Source organism: Pedobacter sp. P26 (genome assembly GCF_050632135.1).
Taxonomy (GTDB): domain Bacteria; phylum Bacteroidota; class Bacteroidia; order Sphingobacteriales; family Sphingobacteriaceae; genus Pedobacter.
On the sequence record NZ_CP192574.1, the window covers coordinates 3,144,831 to 3,162,056 of the forward strand.

General features: G+C 37.6%; 18 protein-coding genes. 10 read left to right on the top strand and 8 right to left on the bottom strand.

Features of this window, described 5'->3' with window-relative positions:
- From ACQ86H_RS14710 to ACQ86H_RS14730, 5 genes are all read right to left on the bottom strand, one after another.
- Positions 1 to 1,716, bottom strand: a complete 1,716-nt coding sequence (locus ACQ86H_RS14710; protein WP_431295311.1) for an IlvD/Edd family dehydratase — start codon at positions 1,714 to 1,716, stop codon at positions 1 to 3.
- Between the two features lie 231 nt (positions 1,717 to 1,947).
- The gene (locus tag ACQ86H_RS14715) at positions 1,948 to 2,328 is read right to left on the bottom strand and encodes a fumarylacetoacetate hydrolase family protein (protein ID WP_431295312.1); all 381 of its coding nucleotides are present in this window, start codon (positions 2,326 to 2,328) and stop codon (positions 1,948 to 1,950) included.
- 19 nt (positions 2,329 to 2,347) lie between these two features.
- Positions 2,348 to 2,680: a hypothetical protein gene (locus ACQ86H_RS14720; protein WP_431295313.1), complete on the bottom strand. Its 333-nt coding sequence runs from the start codon at positions 2,678 to 2,680 to the stop codon at positions 2,348 to 2,350.
- Positions 2,681 to 2,963: 283 nt separating this feature from the next.
- Complete coding sequence (locus ACQ86H_RS14725) at positions 2,964 to 3,155, bottom strand: helix-turn-helix domain-containing protein (RefSeq protein ID WP_431295314.1); 192 nt, start codon at positions 3,153 to 3,155, stop codon at positions 2,964 to 2,966.
- Positions 3,155 to 3,853: a hypothetical protein gene (locus tag ACQ86H_RS14730; protein WP_431295315.1), complete on the bottom strand. Its 699-nt coding sequence runs from the start codon at positions 3,851 to 3,853 to the stop codon at positions 3,155 to 3,157. The genes ACQ86H_RS14725 and ACQ86H_RS14730 overlap by 1 nt, the downstream gene beginning before the upstream one ends.
- A gap of 612 nt (positions 3,854 to 4,465) precedes the next feature.
- Between ACQ86H_RS14730 and ACQ86H_RS14735 the strand changes: the two genes are divergently transcribed.
- From ACQ86H_RS14735 to ACQ86H_RS14760, 6 genes are all read left to right on the top strand, one after another.
- Positions 4,466 to 6,520: a SusC/RagA family TonB-linked outer membrane protein gene (locus ACQ86H_RS14735; RefSeq protein ID WP_431295316.1), complete on the top strand. Its 2,055-nt coding sequence runs from the start codon at positions 4,466 to 4,468 to the stop codon at positions 6,518 to 6,520.
- Positions 6,521 to 6,525: 5 nt separating this feature from the next.
- Positions 6,526 to 7,137: a TonB-dependent receptor domain-containing protein gene (locus ACQ86H_RS14740; protein ID WP_431295317.1), complete on the top strand. Its 612-nt coding sequence runs from the start codon at positions 6,526 to 6,528 to the stop codon at positions 7,135 to 7,137.
- 280 nt (positions 7,138 to 7,417) lie between these two features.
- Positions 7,418 to 7,591, top strand: a complete 174-nt coding sequence (locus ACQ86H_RS14745) for a hypothetical protein (RefSeq protein ID WP_431295318.1) — start codon at positions 7,418 to 7,420, stop codon at positions 7,589 to 7,591.
- 13 nt (positions 7,592 to 7,604) lie between these two features.
- Positions 7,605 to 9,155: a SusD/RagB family nutrient-binding outer membrane lipoprotein gene (locus ACQ86H_RS14750; RefSeq protein ID WP_138821113.1), complete on the top strand. Its 1,551-nt coding sequence runs from the start codon at positions 7,605 to 7,607 to the stop codon at positions 9,153 to 9,155.
- Between the two features lie 326 nt (positions 9,156 to 9,481).
- On the top strand, positions 9,482 to 10,633 hold the full coding sequence (locus ACQ86H_RS14755; RefSeq protein WP_431295319.1) for a Gfo/Idh/MocA family protein: 1,152 nt from the start codon (positions 9,482 to 9,484) through the stop codon (positions 10,631 to 10,633).
- Between the two features lie 44 nt (positions 10,634 to 10,677).
- A complete protein-coding gene (locus tag ACQ86H_RS14760; RefSeq protein WP_431295320.1) occupies positions 10,678 to 10,812 on the top strand; it encodes a hypothetical protein in 135 nt (44 codons plus the stop codon).
- Between the two features lie 376 nt (positions 10,813 to 11,188).
- Here the strand turns inward: ACQ86H_RS14760 and ACQ86H_RS14765 are convergent, their stop codons facing one another.
- Positions 11,189 to 11,734, bottom strand: a complete 546-nt coding sequence (locus ACQ86H_RS14765) for a hypothetical protein (RefSeq protein WP_431295321.1) — start codon at positions 11,732 to 11,734, stop codon at positions 11,189 to 11,191.
- A 196-nt stretch (positions 11,735 to 11,930) separates the two neighbouring features.
- The gene (locus ACQ86H_RS14770; protein ID WP_138821110.1) at positions 11,931 to 12,359 is read right to left on the bottom strand and encodes a hypothetical protein; all 429 of its coding nucleotides are present in this window, start codon (positions 12,357 to 12,359) and stop codon (positions 11,931 to 11,933) included.
- A gap of 1,226 nt (positions 12,360 to 13,585) precedes the next feature.
- On the opposite strand from ACQ86H_RS14770, the gene ACQ86H_RS14775 reads away from it, so the two are divergent.
- The 3 genes from ACQ86H_RS14775 (at position 13,586) to ACQ86H_RS14785 (ending at position 15,764) form a co-directional block, all read left to right on the top strand.
- Complete coding sequence (locus ACQ86H_RS14775; RefSeq protein WP_431295322.1) at positions 13,586 to 14,332, top strand: LytR/AlgR family response regulator transcription factor; 747 nt, start codon at positions 13,586 to 13,588, stop codon at positions 14,330 to 14,332.
- A 194-nt stretch (positions 14,333 to 14,526) separates the two neighbouring features.
- Complete coding sequence (locus tag ACQ86H_RS14780) at positions 14,527 to 14,877, top strand: hypothetical protein (protein WP_138821108.1); 351 nt, start codon at positions 14,527 to 14,529, stop codon at positions 14,875 to 14,877.
- A gap of 155 nt (positions 14,878 to 15,032) precedes the next feature.
- On the top strand, positions 15,033 to 15,764 hold the full coding sequence (locus ACQ86H_RS14785) for a LytR/AlgR family response regulator transcription factor (protein WP_138821107.1): 732 nt from the start codon (positions 15,033 to 15,035) through the stop codon (positions 15,762 to 15,764).
- Positions 15,765 to 15,779: 15 nt separating this feature from the next.
- Here ACQ86H_RS14785 and ACQ86H_RS14790 read toward each other — a convergent pair whose 3' ends face one another.
- Entirely contained in the window at positions 15,780 to 15,926 is a 147-nt protein-coding gene (locus tag ACQ86H_RS14790) for a hypothetical protein (protein ID WP_168202417.1), read from the bottom strand.
- Between the two features lie 367 nt (positions 15,927 to 16,293).
- Here ACQ86H_RS14790 and ACQ86H_RS14795 point away from each other — a divergent pair, with 367 nt between their 5' ends.
- A complete protein-coding gene (locus ACQ86H_RS14795; RefSeq protein WP_168202416.1) occupies positions 16,294 to 17,127 on the top strand; it encodes a histidine kinase in 834 nt (277 codons plus the stop codon).
- Positions 17,128 to 17,226 lie beyond the last annotated feature (99 nt).

Below are 17,226 nucleotides of genomic sequence, written 5' to 3' on the forward strand. Positions count from 1 at the left end.
TTAATGGGAGTCTCTGGCTACGGCTGAACCTGAGCCGCCTACTAAAAAGTCCAGATCAGCACCTTTATCTGCCTGTTGAACATGTTTGATATATAAGTTTACATAGCCACGTGTTGCAGCAGGAATTGGCTGTACCCAATTGCTTCGCCTCAGGGCTAACACTTCATCACTCACTTCAAGATGAATACGTTTATTGGCTACATCGAGCTCAATGATATCTCCGTTTTCTACAAGCGCTAAATTTCCACCAATAGCAGACTCCGGCGATACGTGCAGTATAACTGTACCATATGCGGTACCACTCATCCTGCCATCCGATATCCTTACCATATCTGTTACGCCCTTGTCAAGTAGCTTTTTTGGTAAAGTCATATTACCCACCTCGGGCATACCCGGATAGCCGACCGGACCAACCGATTTCAAGACCATTACACAAGTTTCATCGATATCCAAATCAGGGTCATCCACTCTCGCATGGTAATCCTCAATGTCTTCAAACACTACTGCCCTGCCCCGATGCTGCATTAAGCCGGGCGTAGCTGCAGATGGCTTTATAACCGCACCGTTAACTGCAAGATTACCTTTTAGTACGGTAATTCCGGCTTCCGGAATGATCGGCTGTTCAAATTCATAAATAACTTCCTTATTGTAATTTATTCCTTTATCGGCAATGTTTTCGGCATGCGTTTTCCCGCTTACCGTTAGGGTATCCATTTTTAAAACAGATTGCATTTGTTTTAAAACCGTGGGTACACCACCGGCATAGTAAAAATCCTCCATCAAAAATTTCCCAGAAGGCATAAGATTTACCAGAAGTGGCATTTTGCTGCCAATATCATCAAAATCATCTAAGTTCAGCGCTACACCCATACGCCCTGCAATAGCCGTAAGGTGAATAATAAAGTTTGAAGAACCTCCAACCGCGGCATTTACCTTAATTGCATTTTCAAAAGCATCCCGTGTTAGTATTTTAGAAATTTTCAGGTCTTCTTTAACCATTTCAACTATTCTCCTTCCGGATAGCTGAGCAAGCCTTTTCCGCCGGGAATCGACGGCAGGTATAGCTGCCCCACCGGAAAGACTCATGCCCAACGCTTCTACCATACAAGCCATAGTGGAAGCTGTTCCCATGGTCATACAGTGCCCAGGACTACGCGACATGCAACTTTCCACCTCTGCATATTCATCATAAGTAATTTCGCCTTTTTTTAATTCCTCTGTCAGCTTCCATACACTTGTTCCTGAGCCTATGTCATGTCCGTGATATTTTCCGTTTAGCATGGGGCCGCCGGGAACCACAATGGTTGGCAAATCGACACTTGCCGCACCCATTAATGTAGAGGGCGTCGTTTTATCGCAGCCAGTAAGTAGCACTACTCCGTCAATAGGGTTGCCCCTTATTGATTCCTCTGCATCCATACTAGCGAGGTTACGAAACAACATAGCAGTGGGTTTCATGAGCGTTTCACCTAATGACATGATTGGAAATTCCAGCGGAAAGCCACCAGCCTCCAATACTCCGCGGCGAACACTTTCAGCAATATCACGCAGGTGGGCATTGCAAGGTGTAAGTTCTGACCACGTATTACAAATCCCAATTACCGGTCTGCCATCAAACATGTCTTCAGGCATGCCCTGGTTTTTCATCCAGCTGCGATAGATGAGGCCCATTTTATCTTTTTTCCCAAACCAGGTCGAACTTCTATATGATTTCATATCCAGATATACTATGTTGCGCTATTTTTTAACTTCCTATTTAGATTTTTTGCCGGTAGCCCTGCTTATCGAACCAATCGTTTCACTTGCTTTGGCAGCCGTTTCGAAACCTATAATTTGTTTATCATGCTACGGTATTTACAAGTGAACCAATCTCTGAAATGGTTATTTTTACCATGTCTCCGCTTTGTAAGGTGAAATCATCTGTAGGGATTATGCCAGTACCTGTCATTAAATAAGTACCATGAGGGAAATCAATTCCCGAAACAAGTAAGCCACTAAGTCCTTGTGCTTACGTTTCATTTGATTAATGGATATTTTCTCCTTAAAAAGGATTGCCGAATCTCTGGATATTTCGATGCTGATATTCGTATCCGGATCTATTGGGCCCTCTGTTACTAAAATGCAAGGACCTAAAGCGGTAGCTCCATTGTATGATTTTGCCTGCGGTAAATAAAGCGGATTTTCGCCTTCGATGTCCCTCGATGATACATCATTACCTATGGTATAACCTTCAATAGTGCCTGCTGAGCAAATAAATAAGGTCAGTTCCGGTTCAGGTACGTTCCATTTAGAATCTGCCCTGATCCGTATTTTTCCTCCGGAACCCACTGTACGGTAAGCTGGTGATTTAAAAAAAAGTTCCGGCCGGTCTGCATCGTATACCCTGGCATAAAAATCCCCACCTTTTTGCTTCTTTTGATTCTTCTATTCTGGCTTCCCTGCTACGAAAATAAGTTACACCAGATGCCCACACCTCCTGGTTACCTATAGGTGTTAAAATAGCTGAATTGGTGAGCGCTTGTAAATCATCGTTAGGCTGAAGCTGTTGCAACTCACTACTGATCACTTTAAAAAGGTTGCTTCTGTTTACAAACCGGTCCCAGCTTTTCTCTTCTGTTAAGAAATATTGGTTATTGTGGTTGATAATAATCCCGCTCGAGGTATTATAGATTCTCATCATATTTGGTTAAGTTTTTTTGGATCGAAAATTAGATTTAAACTCAATTTTCATATCCAGGCGGTAAATAATAAAGCAAATAAATGCTTTTTAAAGTACATTTACAGCATAATGTTAATATAATACAATTAAATGCTGCAATACTAAAATTAAGGATTATATGACCTGATTGGTGAGAATAGGATCATGATTAACTAACCGTTTTTTTAAAGATTAGCTCACCTTAAGCAAAATGATTTAGGAATTGTGTTAACCTAAATGCCCACTAAAAGCAGCCAGCAAATATCTATTCGGTAAATTTCCTCTCTTCCGTTTTAATATAACTGGACCTGTAATCCATTGGATTTTTTTTGGTAAGTGCTTTAAACTGATGATAAAAGTGAGAGATATTGTTATAGCCACAGGCATAGCCTACCTCCGTCATGTTAAATTCCTCTTCTACCAGCAACCTGCAGGCATTTCCAATTCTCACTTCCATTAAAAACTGGATATATGTTTTTTTGTTTTGGATTTAAAGTACCTGCAAAAAGAGTGCTTTCCCATGTTAATTAATGAGGCTACATCTTCTAATGCTACTTTTTGGTGGTAATGATTAAAAGTATATTCGAAAATGGTGTTAATGCGGCTCTGGTCGATGCTGTTTACTTCCAGGTTAAAGCCATTGGATGATATTATTTCATATTCTTTCGTAGCAGCTATTATTTCTAAAGCAGATAATAAACTAATTAATTTACGGGCAGGCGATTCGTTAAGCATTTCCTCTGCTATTTTGCCAACCTTTCGTTTAGTTGCTCCTTTTAAACGCAAACCCAGCTTACTTGTGTTTAGCAGTTTAACAATCGGACTAATTTCAGGAAGGTTCAAAAATGTATCGCCCCAGATGTTATTTTGAAAAAGAATCACGATGGTTTCTCCAACTTTTTCCGTATCGTTTTCCAGGTATTTTTGTTCACACCGGAAAGTATGTGGCAGGTTTGATCCAAATAAAAATACATCACCATTTTTAAAAGGACCAACATGGTCGCCTATCAGGCAGGTACCGTAGCTCCTTTTAACAATCAATAACTCGCACTCGGGATGATAGTGCCAGGCACTTAATATCGCATGCCCTATATCCTTATGGATATTAAAGGAATGCTCCGGGTTTGGAGTAGCCTTTTTTAACGTAGCCTTCATGTTTATAATTGGTTAACTATAGCATGAAATTATAAATTATGTGCGATATAATGACTATCTAATTTACCTATTGATAGTAAGTATGTTAACAACGCCAGGTTTTATTATTTGTACATCAGATTGATTTTGCACCAAGGTTTTTCTATAAGCAATTGATAAACAGATAGATTTACAATACCCTGTTAAAACACAACAAAATCAGGAAAGACATATCTATGTTAATATGTTACAATTTTTTGCAGCAATACTGAAATTGCTTTTCATTAAAGTTGTCTTTATTTGCCTGTGTAACATAACTGTTTCGAAACCAAATATAAAAAGAAAGTAATGCTTCTATTCCCGCAATTATTTTCTTCAAACAAGATATTTCATTAAGCATGTTTGCCTTAGATGATCAGAACAGCGATTTAATTAACTAACTAACCAATATTTAATATGAGATAGATTTACTTAACGTCCAGCCACGGCACCTAGTTGCTATACTGCTTATATTCCAAATTGATTACACAACGTTTTCCGGGATATATAAGCTTTTTATTAAAAAACCAATGCTAACCAAATTATAATGATGAAAAAAAATTACTTCCACTGGTATTTGCATATACTGTGTTAATGGGATTCATTCTTTTCGAGCCCTTAAATGCGTCAGCCGGTGGGCTAACAACCGGAGTCTTTAGTACGCCTTCAACAACCAAAAAGTTAAAAATAGCCTTTATAGGAATCTCAGGTAAAGTTACCGATGAACAGGGCGTTGGCCTGCCCGGCGTAAGCGTAGTTGAAAAGGGAACGCGGAATGCTGCTGTAACCAATTCATCTGGCAGCTATACCATAAATGTTACCAATAATAACGCGGTATTGGTGTTCACATCCGTTGGCTATAAACCCATAGAAATAACAGTAAATACAAAAACCGTAGTTAATGTGTCTATGGTAGCGATTACAAATGCTTTAAATGAAGTTATTGTAACTGCACTCGGCATAAAAAGGGAGGCCAAAAGCCTGGGATATTCAGCTCAAAAAGCCGACGTAGAGGCATTACAAACCAACCGTACAACTAACCTCGCCAATTCGCTTGAGGGCCAAATCGCCGGGCTGGACGTTTCTCCACCGGCCGCAGGACCAGGTGGGAGTACCAAGATTCGCTTACGTGGACAATCATCTTTTACTGCAGACAATTCGCCGCTCATCGTAATCAATGGCTTGCCAATGTCGCAGGGTGCAAGCAGCAGTAATGGTTATACACAAAATGTGGATCAGGGAGATAATATGCAAGGCATCAATCAGGATGACATCGAATCGATGACTGTTTTAAAAGGATCTACCGCAGCAGCCCTGTATGGTTCTCGTGCCGTTAACGGAGCAATCATTATTACAACAAAGTCGGGATCAAAAAATAGTGGCATAGGTGTTGAGTTCAACTCTAATTTTACGGTAAACCAGGCACTGGATTATACAGATTTTCAATATGAGTACGGACAAGGCGAGAATAATATTCGTCCGTCATCAGTAGGTACTGCGCAGAGTTCTGGTGCATGGAGCTTTGGTGTGCCGTTTGATAATGTACCAACGTTTCAGTTCGACGGCGTTCAGCGTCCGTATGCACCTGTTAAAGACAGGATAAAGACTTTCTTCAGACTTGCGCCATCGTGGAGTAATACAGTTGCACTTTCTGGCGGTAATGACAAAGGAAGTTTCCGGGTGTCCCTTTCTAATCAGGATGCTCAGGGTATAATACCAAACAACGATTATCATAAAAAGATTTTTAACGTTGGCATTAACTATAAACTTACCGATAAGTTATCTACACAATTTTACGTTAACTACGATCACCAGTTTAATAACAATCCGCCACTTGTAGGCGTACAGGGAAATGCAATTCCTACCTCAATTTACAGGTTGGCCAACTCCATTTCTTTTGATGTACTCCAGGCAGGCGCAATAGATGCCAACGGAAATGAAACACCTACTTCGAGGTTTGCAACCGTTACCAACCCCTACTGGATATTAGCGAAGCAATTTCAAAGACAAACAAAAGATCATTTGTTAGGTACTGCTGTGGTACGCTATCAGTTTTTTGATTGGCTATATCTTCAGGGCAGGGCAAATATGGACCTTTTGCAAACTACTTATGAATCAAACACGCCAACGGGTACGCTGGCTGTATCTGCAGCACCAACAGGGCTATATAATGGTAGCTATGGAATAAGTACAGCAAGTACACGCCAGAATAATTTTGACTTCCTGCTGGGTGGCGGGCACAAGTGGAAAGATTTTTCATTTAATGCAACAGTAGGTGGTAATCACTTTCCCTTAATTACATCTACATTTAATGAAGCGGTAACCAACTTTTACATCAGAGATTTATACACCATAGGAAACGGTGTTACGGCAAATTCGAGCTACAATTTAACTAAACAAACCGTAAATTCATTGTATGGTACTGCAGAGTTTTCCTACAAAAATTTATTATACCTAAATGTTACCGGCCGTACAGACTGGTATTCGGTACTGGCCAGAGATATAGATCATTATTTCTATCCTTCAATCAGCGGAAGTTTCGTTTTTTCGGAATTACTTCCAAATGCAAAATGGTTAAATTTTGGAAAGTTGAGAGTTGCTGTTGCAGAAACAGGAAGTGCCCAGGGGTTGCTCCTTACAATGCATTAACATTTTTGCTAGCTCAAAATTCATTTAATGGGCTTCCTTTAGGCAGTATTAACGGAACAGCTTCACCAAATACCCAGATTAAGCCTTTTGGCGTAAATGAAAAAGAAATCGGTATTGAGTTACGTATGTTCAACAACAGAGTGAATCTGGATGTGGCTGCTTACGATAAAAAAACGACTAATCAAGCCGTTCCAATCAGCCTGTCTGCAGCAAGTGGATACAGCACCACGTTAGTTAACTTAGGTGGTTTGGACAATAAAGGATTAGAATTTAACCTGGAATTAATCCCTGTCCAAAACAAAAACTTTACCTGGAAAACGGCTTTTAATTCTGCTTTCAATTCTTCAAAAGTATTGTCATTAGCCAACAACCAATCGCAGCTTGTAGTGGGCAGTCCTGAGTTTTTTGGGTCTATAGTTCACGTGGTAGGTTTACCCCTTAACCAAATTGTAGGTTCAACTTACAAGCGGGATGCTTCCGGAAATATCGTATTATCGGGAGGCAAACCCGTAGCAAGTGCTACACCAGTTAATTTTGGTAGCGGCCTCCCTACAGCAACAGGGGGTTGGCTAAACACATTAAATTACAAAGGCTTTTACCTTTATCTCCCATATTGATTATAAAGCAGGTGGTAAAGTACTTTCGAGTACCAGTTTAAACTTATTAAGAGAAGGTTTATCAAAAGAGTCTTTACCTGGCCGTGTAGGTGGCGTAATTTTTCCTGGCGTAAATGCTACTGACGGGTTACCAAACACCACCGCTGTAAATGCGGAAGATTTTTACGCAAATTATCGTTCAACGAATATCTTAGACCCTTTCATTTACAGCTCAAGCTTTGTTAAATTAAGAAGCCTTTCGCTGGGATACGACTTATCTAAATTTATCAATAAAAAATATGTGAAAAGCTTAGTGTTATCTGCCGTATGCCGTAATGTATTAATCATTAAGAAATATACGCCGAACATTGATCCCGAAGCAATAGCCTCAAGCGGGGATAACTTAACAGGTTATGAGCAGGCATCGCTACCAACAACACGTACTTTCGGATTTAACTTAAACGTAAAATTCTAACTCTATATACAATATGAAAAATTTAATCAGAATTATAGCCATCGCCATCTGTATTCCAGTAATTTCCAGTTGCAATAAAGGGTTTGATAAATTAAATATTAGTCCAAATAATCCAACAGAACTCGACGCGGCATTCCTGTTTACAAGTGCACAATTTGGAACACATGGAGCGACAATGGAAACTGAGCCAACCATTGTACAGCAATTTGTAAATCCGTTTTCAGGAATCACCTCGGCGTTTAATTTTAATCAGCTGAATCAAACCTATACTTCGCAAAATTGGAATGCTGAATATACAGGAACAAATAGTGGCGCAACAAGCTCTTCAGGCCCTGTTCAATTACTGGTCCAGATATTAAGCCAAATTAAAGGTAATGCAGCAAGAACAAATTTATATAATGAAGCCAGAATCTGGAAAGCTTATCAATTTATGATGCTGGTAGACACTTACGGAAACGTACCCTATAGTGAAGCCGGACAAGCCTATTTATCAAATGTGCTTACCCCTAAATATGATAATCAGGCCGCGATTTATACCGATCTGATCAAAGAAGTTACTGAGGCAACGGCAGCTTTAGATCCAACAAAGGATATCGTTAAAGCTGATGTATTTTATGGCGGCAATATCGCCCAGTGGAAAAAATTGGGTTATTCGTTACTACTTCGATTAGGTATGAGGTATAGTAAAATAGATCCGGCAAAAGCGCAAACTATTGTGCAAGCTGCGGTAACTGGTGGTGTAATGACATCAAATGCCGACAACTGTTACCTGAAATACAATGCAACTTACGTGAATCCCGTGAGCCAGACGATTACGGCGATAGCAAATACTTATTATTTAGCGGCTCCCTTTGTAAATCAGCTAAAAAATAGCGGAGATCCGCGATTGAAGTTTATATCCGGTAAATATGCAAACCCATTAGCTGCACCAACAAGCGTACCAGATACCACATCTGCAAATCAGTTCGGACTCCCTGTAGGCTATAGCAGTGCTACTTTACCAACTGCTCCGGGGTTTAGAGGTGCTAACGGTTCGGGTTTTAATTATTCCCAGGTTAATTACAGTATTTTCGGCAGTTTAACCGCCCCACAATTTTTCATCACTCACGCTCAAACACAATTCCTGCTGGCAGAGGCCGCTGTTAGAGGCTGGATCACCGGCGGTAGTACAGCTGATGTTTATTATGCTAACGGTATACGTGCGGCAATGGACCAATGGACAACCTATAACCCGGCAGCCATTATTCCTTTAGCTACTCAAAATGCATTTATTAATAATCCCGTTAACGCTTATAATGCGGCAAATGCACTCAACCTGATTAATACGCAATATTGGGTGGCTTCCTGGGGCAATGGTACCGAGGCATTTGCTAACTTCAGGAGGAGCGGTTTTCCAGCCTTATCGCCCAATACCATAGCAGGGCAAAATATAATTGGTGGTTTTGTTCGCAGGTTTGTTTATCCAACGCTTGAGCTTTCTGCAAATTTAACAAATTACCAGGCAGCGGTTGCAGACAATGGCGGACCAGATAATATGGACACACGTATTTTTTGGGATAAATAGAAAAAACCTCTATAGTTGCCGATTACCTAATACGAAAGAGGCTGTCTCATAAATACATAATGTCATCCTGAGCTTGTCGAAGGACTTGTAAAAAATGCTTTAATTGGCATTTCGACAAGCTCAATGTGACAACATATATGGATTAATTGATTTATGAGACAGCCTCTTTTTAGCGGTTTTGCTGCCCAGTCAAATAAGTAACCCATAAACTGATGGGTTGACAAAAATATGGGTAACATTCTTATTAGTTTTAACGATATATCTGGATGCTCGACTAATTATTTTGTAATTTACTTTAAAGTATTATGAACCATAGACCAAATTAAATGTTAAACCGTAGAAATTTCCTCAGCTACGCTGCAACCGCAGTAGGAACTACTGCCCTGCTTTCTGCCTTAGATAATCCTGCCTATGCCCTTTTCAGTAAGACTATTGGCGCAAACGACCAAATCAATATTGGCGTAATCGGAATCAAAGGCATGGGATGGTCCGACCTCAAGGCGGCCCTCAAAGTACCGGGCGTAAACCTGATCGCCCTGTGCGACAGTGACGCCAACGTGCTTGATGAAAGGATAGCCGAATTAAAGTCGATGAATGTTGATGCCGCAAAAGTAAAAAGATATAAAGATTACCGTGCGCTGCTTGATAATAAAGATGTCGACGCCGTAATTATCGGGACACCCGATCACTGGCATGCCCTGATGATGATCCATGCCGTACAGGCAGGTAAAGATGTATATGTGGAGAAGCCGGTCGGCAACTCTATTGTCGAATGCAGTACCATGGTTAAAGCGCAGGAAAAATACAATAAGGTGGTACAGGCAGGTCAATGGCAGCGCAGTCAGCAACATTTTAAAGATGCGGTAGATTTTGTAAAGAGCGGCCAGCTGGGAAATATCAGAACGGTAAAAGTATGGTGTTACCAGGGCTGGATGAAACCTGCTCCCATAGTGCCTGATACCTTACCCCCTGCAGGCGTTGATTATGCCATGTGGCTTGGGCCGGCGAATAAAAGAGCATTTAATGCCAGCCGATATCACTTCAATTTCCGCTGGTTTTGGGATTATGCCGGCGGGTTAATGACCGACTGGGGTGTGCATTTATTGGATTATGGCTTGCTGGGTATGAACTCACCCGTACCCAAAACCATATCTGCATTAGGCGGTCGCTTCGCCTATCCCGATCTGTACGAAGAAACGCCTGATACGCTCACTACCCTATATGAGTTCGACAAATTCAACATGGTATGGGATTCTGCCATGGGTATTGATAACGGCTCTTATAACCGCAACCATGGGATTGCTTATATCGGTAACAACGGCACGCTGATCCTCAACAGGCAAGGCTGGGAAGTTATTGAAGAAAAGATAAGTGGCAATAAAGTGAGTAAGCCCTTTGTTAAATCCTCAGATAATGGACTGGACAATCATATGGTTAATTTCTTTAGTGTGGTGAGATCCAGAAAAAAGAAGAACTGAATTGTTCTATACAGGATGCGGCGCATGTAGCTACCGTTGCCCAAATGGGAAATCTTGCCTTCAGAAGCGGGCAAAAACTATCATGGGACAATGCCAAACATCAGTTTACAGATCAGAAGGTTAACGATAAATACCTGCTGGCCCCGTATCACAACGGTTACAGCTTACCCAAAGTTTAACGCTAAAGTTTAAACAGATCAGGAGGTATCCATTTCCGTCCGGGATCACAACACAGACTATCAAATATATAAACCCTGCAAATCGCACGATTAGCAGGGTTTTGCTTTTGGGAATTGCCTATTCGTTAATTTTTCTTTTCAACTGACATACTTATCCAGTAAATTCCCATCTGCCCCCTCTTATCCATAATGCCTTTTGGTAACTGATTTTTAGGACAGCTTAAAATGGAACTATCTGCCCCTTTTACAAATGCAGTTATGGCTTCAAGTTTATTTTCTGAAAATGGAAGTATGGTGTATCAAGATATACAGCCACTTCAAATAGTTTCTTTATTCTTGCAAAGCCAAAGATCGATTTTGCGGTTGCGATGTCTTTTTATTCAGTTGTTTCAATTTTCCATTTTGAATTTTTTTGCACCATTTTAAATTTAACATTCCTCCTTTCTCTACTAAAATAATCGAATATGGAAACATAAACCGTGTCTTTGTTTACTGTAGTGAACTGAATGTCATACACTTGTTTTTCGTTTTTCACTTCATCATACTTAAAATTTAAAGTATTTGAAGCAAACTCATTGTCAAAAGCTCCACCTGTAATTATAGTTTTATTATTTATCAGATAGTTTTCTTTAAAGCCTATGCTTCCGTCAACGAAATAAGGATTTTCCAATATAAATTTTATTTCCGAAAATTTCTCAATTGGTGTTGTAAATCCGTCATAGCGTTCATCGTTTCCACAAACTCCGAGGGTTCTCGCAGTAACTATAAAAAGTGAATCTTTTGGGTTTAACTTATTCACAACTTCTTTAATTATTTCTTCTTTAAGTTGTTTTGAGTTTTTAACCTCTTTTCTTTCAATCTGACAAATGAAAATTGTCAAGACTGTCAAAGTAAGTATTATTAAGATAAGGTACTTTTTCATTGCAATTTTCTTTCACGGTTCTGTAAAATTGTCGCCAACGTTTTGGGCCTTTGCGTTCGGGCGGAAAATCGAATCACAAAAGCTGGTTTTATAAATAAAGTTCAATTGAAAAACTGCCGTTGAATTTTGCACTTCAGCCCGTTTGGCCAAACGGCGAAGTCCTCACCGAAGGTAGACCCTTATTGGCGGTAGTTTTTTAATAATTTCTAAATTCGTTTCCTTTTTCCACGATTGCCTTTTGAAAATTATTTATTTGTTCTTTCGTAGCTACAATTTCAGTCAATTCAAAAATGTAATTCTTCTTTTGATTTGCACTTATCCATTTCCCTATAATATTATTTTTAGTTAAGGTACCTAAAAAAGTACCTGAAAAATTTGCAGTTGATAGTTCGACCAAACTAATATTTCCGTCATTATTTCGAAAACCCTTTAATAAAATATAATTTTTTTTGTTGTCATATTTATATGTTCCAATAATTGGGTCTGCATTTATTCCTTCGTCTAATCCTTCTAAATAAAGTGTAATTTTTATCGTATTGTTAATTGTGCCTTTGTACAATTTGCCTGTTTGTCCAAATATTTGGGTAAAAGTTATTAAAAGGAAAAGTGTAAGTATTGTTTTCATTGTTTATTCAATTATTATCTTTTTGTATAAGTATAAGCGCATCCTTCATCACAAATTATTTGATATTTCGGGGTTACCGGATTCGAATAAATTTTTGTTTCGTCTTTTTTATCATAATAAACAAAATAGTATTCTTCTTTTTTATTTAGGGTTATTTTTAGTTTTTCTCTATCAAGAGTATAAGTTCCTAAATTTCACTGTTCATCTTTTACTTTATTGTTTTTTTCAAACGACAATATTTCTCCATTTTTTATTTGTGTAGTATAAATTTTAGCACCTCCATTACTTTCACTTTGGGCTGTTCTTTGCCATTTTCCTAAAATTGAAAATTCATTATGTATTGGATAATTTTAGTTTGATTAACATAATCATCGTTACTCGTATCAGTTCTGTTACGAGTATCTTTACCACCATAACAATAGGTTAAATTCAGCAATAAAATAGTCAAGACTGTTACTGTTAAAATTATACTTTTTGCCATCTCTATTTTATTTCAAGGTCTGTTCTGCAAAATTACTGCCAACTAGTAAATATGCGCTATGCTATAGCGTATATTTTTCACTTAAGTTAACGAAATCTATCATTAGATTTCAAATATTAAACTATCCTGTGGGCTTTTTATCAAACTTTTCTGCTTTGTACTTACATGAAATATAGATCTCGGTCGTCTTTGTACTGCTGTGCCCAACAACGCTGGATATACCTGATGACTGTTCCCGCCTCCAATAAGTGTGTCGCAAATGAATGTCTAAGCCCATGCAGGGTTGGCTTCTGTTTCACAGTTTAAACAGATCAGCATGTATACATTTCCCTCTGGGATCAAACCAATCACGATCTAAATATATAAAACCCTGCAATCGCAAGATTAGCAGGATCTTTGCTTTTAGGGAACCACCAAATCGTTAAGAAGTTATTATCAAATATTTTTTTCCTTGAATACTGGCAAGAGATTATAGATACTAAATTTTTCGTTATCAGTAATTTCTTCGATCAACTTAGCTGGTCCGCCTATAAATACAGTAAAACGGTATTTCTGAAAAGTGCTTTGCTTTATCTGAATGGATTAAAAAAATATGCCTAAAGCCGAATCACTCTAAATCCAAAACCAGCACTCTCATGTTGTTTTGTTGTGAACTTTTCTTTACATTAGGCATTAAACTTGATTTTTAGTTAATATGTAGGTATTTAATGTAATACTCAGATTTTTAATCAGCAAACTATTAATAATGTATAAATGTATTATAATTGACGATGAGCCACATGCTATTGTTGGACTGAAAAAATATTTGGAATCCGTACCGAATATCGATTTGGTAGCAGCATATAGTGATCCTTATATGGCATTAACTGAAATTGAGACATTTAAAGATATTGATTTGATTCTTATGGATATTGATATGCCTAATATTTCCGGAATTGAGTTGTCGAAATCAATTCGAGCAAAAACTAGAAAGCTTATTTTTACGACAGGTCATACTAAATATGGTTATGAAGCCTTCAAGGCTGATGCGGATGATTATCTGTTAAAGCCTTATACGCTTGGCGAGTTCCTGATCGCTATTAACAAAGCACTTATAAAACCAACAGATTATATATCCAATAACATTTCGACATTTCTTGTTAAAAACAAGGATGATGGAAATCGAATAGTTGCTATTAAATATTGTGACGTCATCGCTGTGGAAAGTCAGCTCAACTATGTGAGTATATACACGTTAAATGCAAAAGTAACCGCATACATGTCATTAGGTGAAATGTTTAAGGTTTTGAGCCAAGCTACAGGTTTTTTGCAATTTCATCGAAGTTTTATTATATCATATAATTTTATAGATTATATAGATGGAAACACCATTAAAATGAAAAATGGATTATTGCTTACTGTTCGTGAATATTACAAAAAAAGTTTTACGGATTTTTTAAATAAGAATCTGATCAGATCCAAAAATAAAATGAAAACTGATGATCATAAGTAGACTAGCAGCCACTTACTGGATTATTTATCCTTTTTAATTCTCTATTTCTACCCCTGCTTCTGATCATTCTACATAATCACTAACAATTTATAGATAGGTTTATAGTGATTAAGCTTCTTTTTTACTTCTTTTGTTGAATATATTCAAGAAGATAGAAACAGGTTCACGCTTCAACATCAACTTAAATTTACTGTATGGTAAAAACTGCTAACATTGATGAATTCCAATACCAACTTTTGCTTGAGGCAATTGATATTGTGGAGGCAAACGATTATGTTGGACTACTTATAGACAGGGCCAAAATTATCATACAAACTCCAATTGTATCGGTCAATTTGGCGGATACATTCACATTGTACACTGATGTATTTGCGGCAATTAATCATTTGAACAAATACAGGAGTTTGAATAGAAAACTATTGATCAATGCTGAGGATGATGCTTTGCATCTGGCTTATGACCAATATTTCAATTCTCGCGTAAGATCAGGAAAACTGATTTTGAAAAAGCTTGCAGCTTTGTTACTCATTGAACAGGAATGTTAAAAATTACGCTATGCTGATCCGGAAGGAATGGCCCTATCCTCGGTATTACTGAAAGTTGTTTTCAATACATATACCACAGGGAATTAAAACAATGTTCTATTTCTTGACAGAAAAAAGCTAAAATTATAATTCAGGTAATCTAATTTTTCTGCTATATGTACCAATGCGTAATCGTTGATGATGAGCCCCACGCCATTGAGGGCTTAAAAAAATATTTGAGTAACTTCGATCGATTGTATTTATCTGCTTCGTTTACAAACCCTTTAGCAGCATTAAAATATTTCGAGTCCGTTGATTGCGTAGATCTTGTGCTATTGGATATCGATATGCCAAATATCAATGGTATCGAACTCTCCCGAATGCTCAGGAATAAAACAAAAAAAATAGTTTTCACTACTGCACATACCAAGTATGGATACGAGGCGTTCAAAATTGAAGCTGATGATTATCTTTTGAAACCTTTTACGTTAGGAGAATTCCTAACCTCTATGAATAAAGTATTCTCCTCAAATGGTCGGAAATGTAACTCTTACGATAAAAATGCTTCGTTTTTAGTCAAAAGTAAAGAAGACAGATACAAAATGCTAAATATAAAATTCTCTGATGTTGTAGCTGTAGAAAGTAAAATGAACTATGTAATGATTCATACTTTAAAACGCAAAATACTAACCTATATGACTTTGTCAGAGGTTTCAGATATATTCAAATGTCAACCAGGTTTTCTAAGATTCCAAAGGAGTTTCATTCTTGCAGAAGAACATATTGAGTACATTTCCGGTAATTCGATTAAAATGGTTAACGGTTGTGAGATGACTGTAGGTGATTATTACAAAAAAGACTTTCTTTCATTCGTTTCTGAAAAATTAATAAAAACCAAGAGGAGGTAAATCCTCCTCTTTGCTTTATCCTTTGTTAGCGATATGTGTTTGCGCAGTAGTAACAAGCGTAGTCGTAGGCTCTGTTTCTGCATAGTTTAAATAATTTGAGCTGCTTGATTTTTTGAAAATAAAAACAGTTTTGGCTTTGAGTTTTGTCTTTTGTTGTTGCATGTTTTTGTATTTTTTTGCAACTTAGTTCGGTTACTTTCAGGAAAAAATATTGTTACATTAAATGGACGTTAACCTACACTTAAAGCAGGAAATGCATGAAAAAGATTTTGGATAAATTAAAGAGTAGCTCAGTTCATTTTATTGTATGGTCTGTCTTTATTGTTTACGAAACCATAATTGTAGGCCTAATATTTGATATTTTTGAGAATCCAGTTACTTATCTTTTCCATTATGTAGTGATAATCGTTTTTTTTTATTTTTTTTCTGACCTGGGCTTACCCTGGTCTTTCAGGAGAGATCTACAAGCATTTTGGAGGTTACCTTTAGTAATAATGATTAGTCTGGCTACCTATGTTTTTTTCACTACTTGGCAAATTTATTATTGATCTATATCAATGTAATTATGGTTAAACGTCCATATCTTTTAGATAGGCAGTTTATTCTGAAGAATCTTTATCGGGGTATATATTTTATGTTCTTTTCAACAGGGTATTTTGTGTTTAAAAGGACACAGGTAGAAAAGCGCGAAAAAGAACAGTTAAAGGAGCTCCATCTGCAAAACATCATTAAACAGCAAAAAACTGAGCAGGAATTAGTAAAATCTCATAATTCGCTATTGAAAGCCCAAATAAATCCCCATTTTCTCTTCAATACCCTCGATTTTATATATCATACCATGACCAATAATGTACAGATAGCTTCTGATGCCGTGATCCATCTTTCCAGGATAATGCGTTTCGCAATCGATTCAGATCATATGGGTGAAGTAATCTGCTTGGGTACAGAGATCAAACATGTTGAAACGCTATTTTCACTGTACCAATTAAGGAATATCAAAACAGAAATAAGGTTAAACTATCCTCCAGAAATCCTTTCACTTCCATTCATCCCGCTGGTATTATTGACCCTGGCAGAAAACATGATCAAGCATGGAGAATTTTCAAATCCACAGCAACAGGCAGTTATCGATTTTTTATATGAAAACGATACGTTAACTATTACCACCAGGAATGTGCAATCAAAAAACATCAATATTCATTCTAGTAAATTGGGTTTAAATAATGTGAGAAAGCGTCTTAAATATAAATACGGAAAGCAGGTTTCCTTAAACTATTCCATCCTTAACGAGGTTTTTACTTTAATCTTAAATGTTCCGGGGATTAGGGGTCATCATTTTTCAGATGATACTGATAGCCGATAGCACAGTAGTAAGTATTTGAAACTTTACCTAAAGTTGAACTTTACAGCGAATAATAATTGGGATGGACGAAGTTTAAATACATCTTCAGTTGTTTGATTT

Bases quoted from the DNA above. Each gene is read 5' to 3' on its own strand.
- ACQ86H_RS14765 (WP_431295321.1), bottom strand. From the start codon at position 11,734: ATGAAAAAGTACCTTATCTTAATAATACTTACTTTGACAGTCTTGACA.
- ACQ86H_RS14780 (WP_138821108.1), top strand. From the start codon at position 14,527: ATGGTAAAAACTGCTAACATTGATGAATTCCAATACCAACTTTTGCTT.
- ACQ86H_RS14775 (WP_431295322.1), top strand. From the start codon at position 13,586: ATGTATAAATGTATTATAATTGACGATGAGCCACATGCTATTGTTGGA.
- ACQ86H_RS14760 (WP_431295320.1), top strand. From the start codon at position 10,678: ATGGGAAATCTTGCCTTCAGAAGCGGGCAAAAACTATCATGGGACAAT.
- ACQ86H_RS14785 (WP_138821107.1), top strand. From the start codon at position 15,033: ATGTACCAATGCGTAATCGTTGATGATGAGCCCCACGCCATTGAGGGC.
- ACQ86H_RS14750 (WP_138821113.1), top strand. From the start codon at position 7,605: ATGAAAAATTTAATCAGAATTATAGCCATCGCCATCTGTATTCCAGTA.
- ACQ86H_RS14790 (WP_168202417.1), bottom strand. From the start codon at position 15,926: ATGCAACAACAAAAGACAAAACTCAAAGCCAAAACTGTTTTTATTTTC.
- ACQ86H_RS14735 (WP_431295316.1), top strand. From the start codon at position 4,466: ATGGGATTCATTCTTTTCGAGCCCTTAAATGCGTCAGCCGGTGGGCTA.
- ACQ86H_RS14770 (WP_138821110.1), bottom strand. From the start codon at position 12,359: ATGAAAACAATACTTACACTTTTCCTTTTAATAACTTTTACCCAAATA.
- ACQ86H_RS14755 (WP_431295319.1), top strand. From the start codon at position 9,482: ATGTTAAACCGTAGAAATTTCCTCAGCTACGCTGCAACCGCAGTAGGA.
- ACQ86H_RS14730 (WP_431295315.1), bottom strand. From the start codon at position 3,853: ATGAAGGCTACGTTAAAAAAGGCTACTCCAAACCCGGAGCATTCCTTT.
- ACQ86H_RS14725 (WP_431295314.1), bottom strand. From the start codon at position 3,155: ATGGAAGTGAGAATTGGAAATGCCTGCAGGTTGCTGGTAGAAGAGGAA.
- ACQ86H_RS14720 (WP_431295313.1), bottom strand. From the start codon at position 2,680: ATGATGAGAATCTATAATACCTCGAGCGGGATTATTATCAACCACAAT.
- ACQ86H_RS14710 (WP_431295311.1), bottom strand. From the start codon at position 1,716: ATGAAATCATATAGAAGTTCGACCTGGTTTGGGAAAAAAGATAAAATG.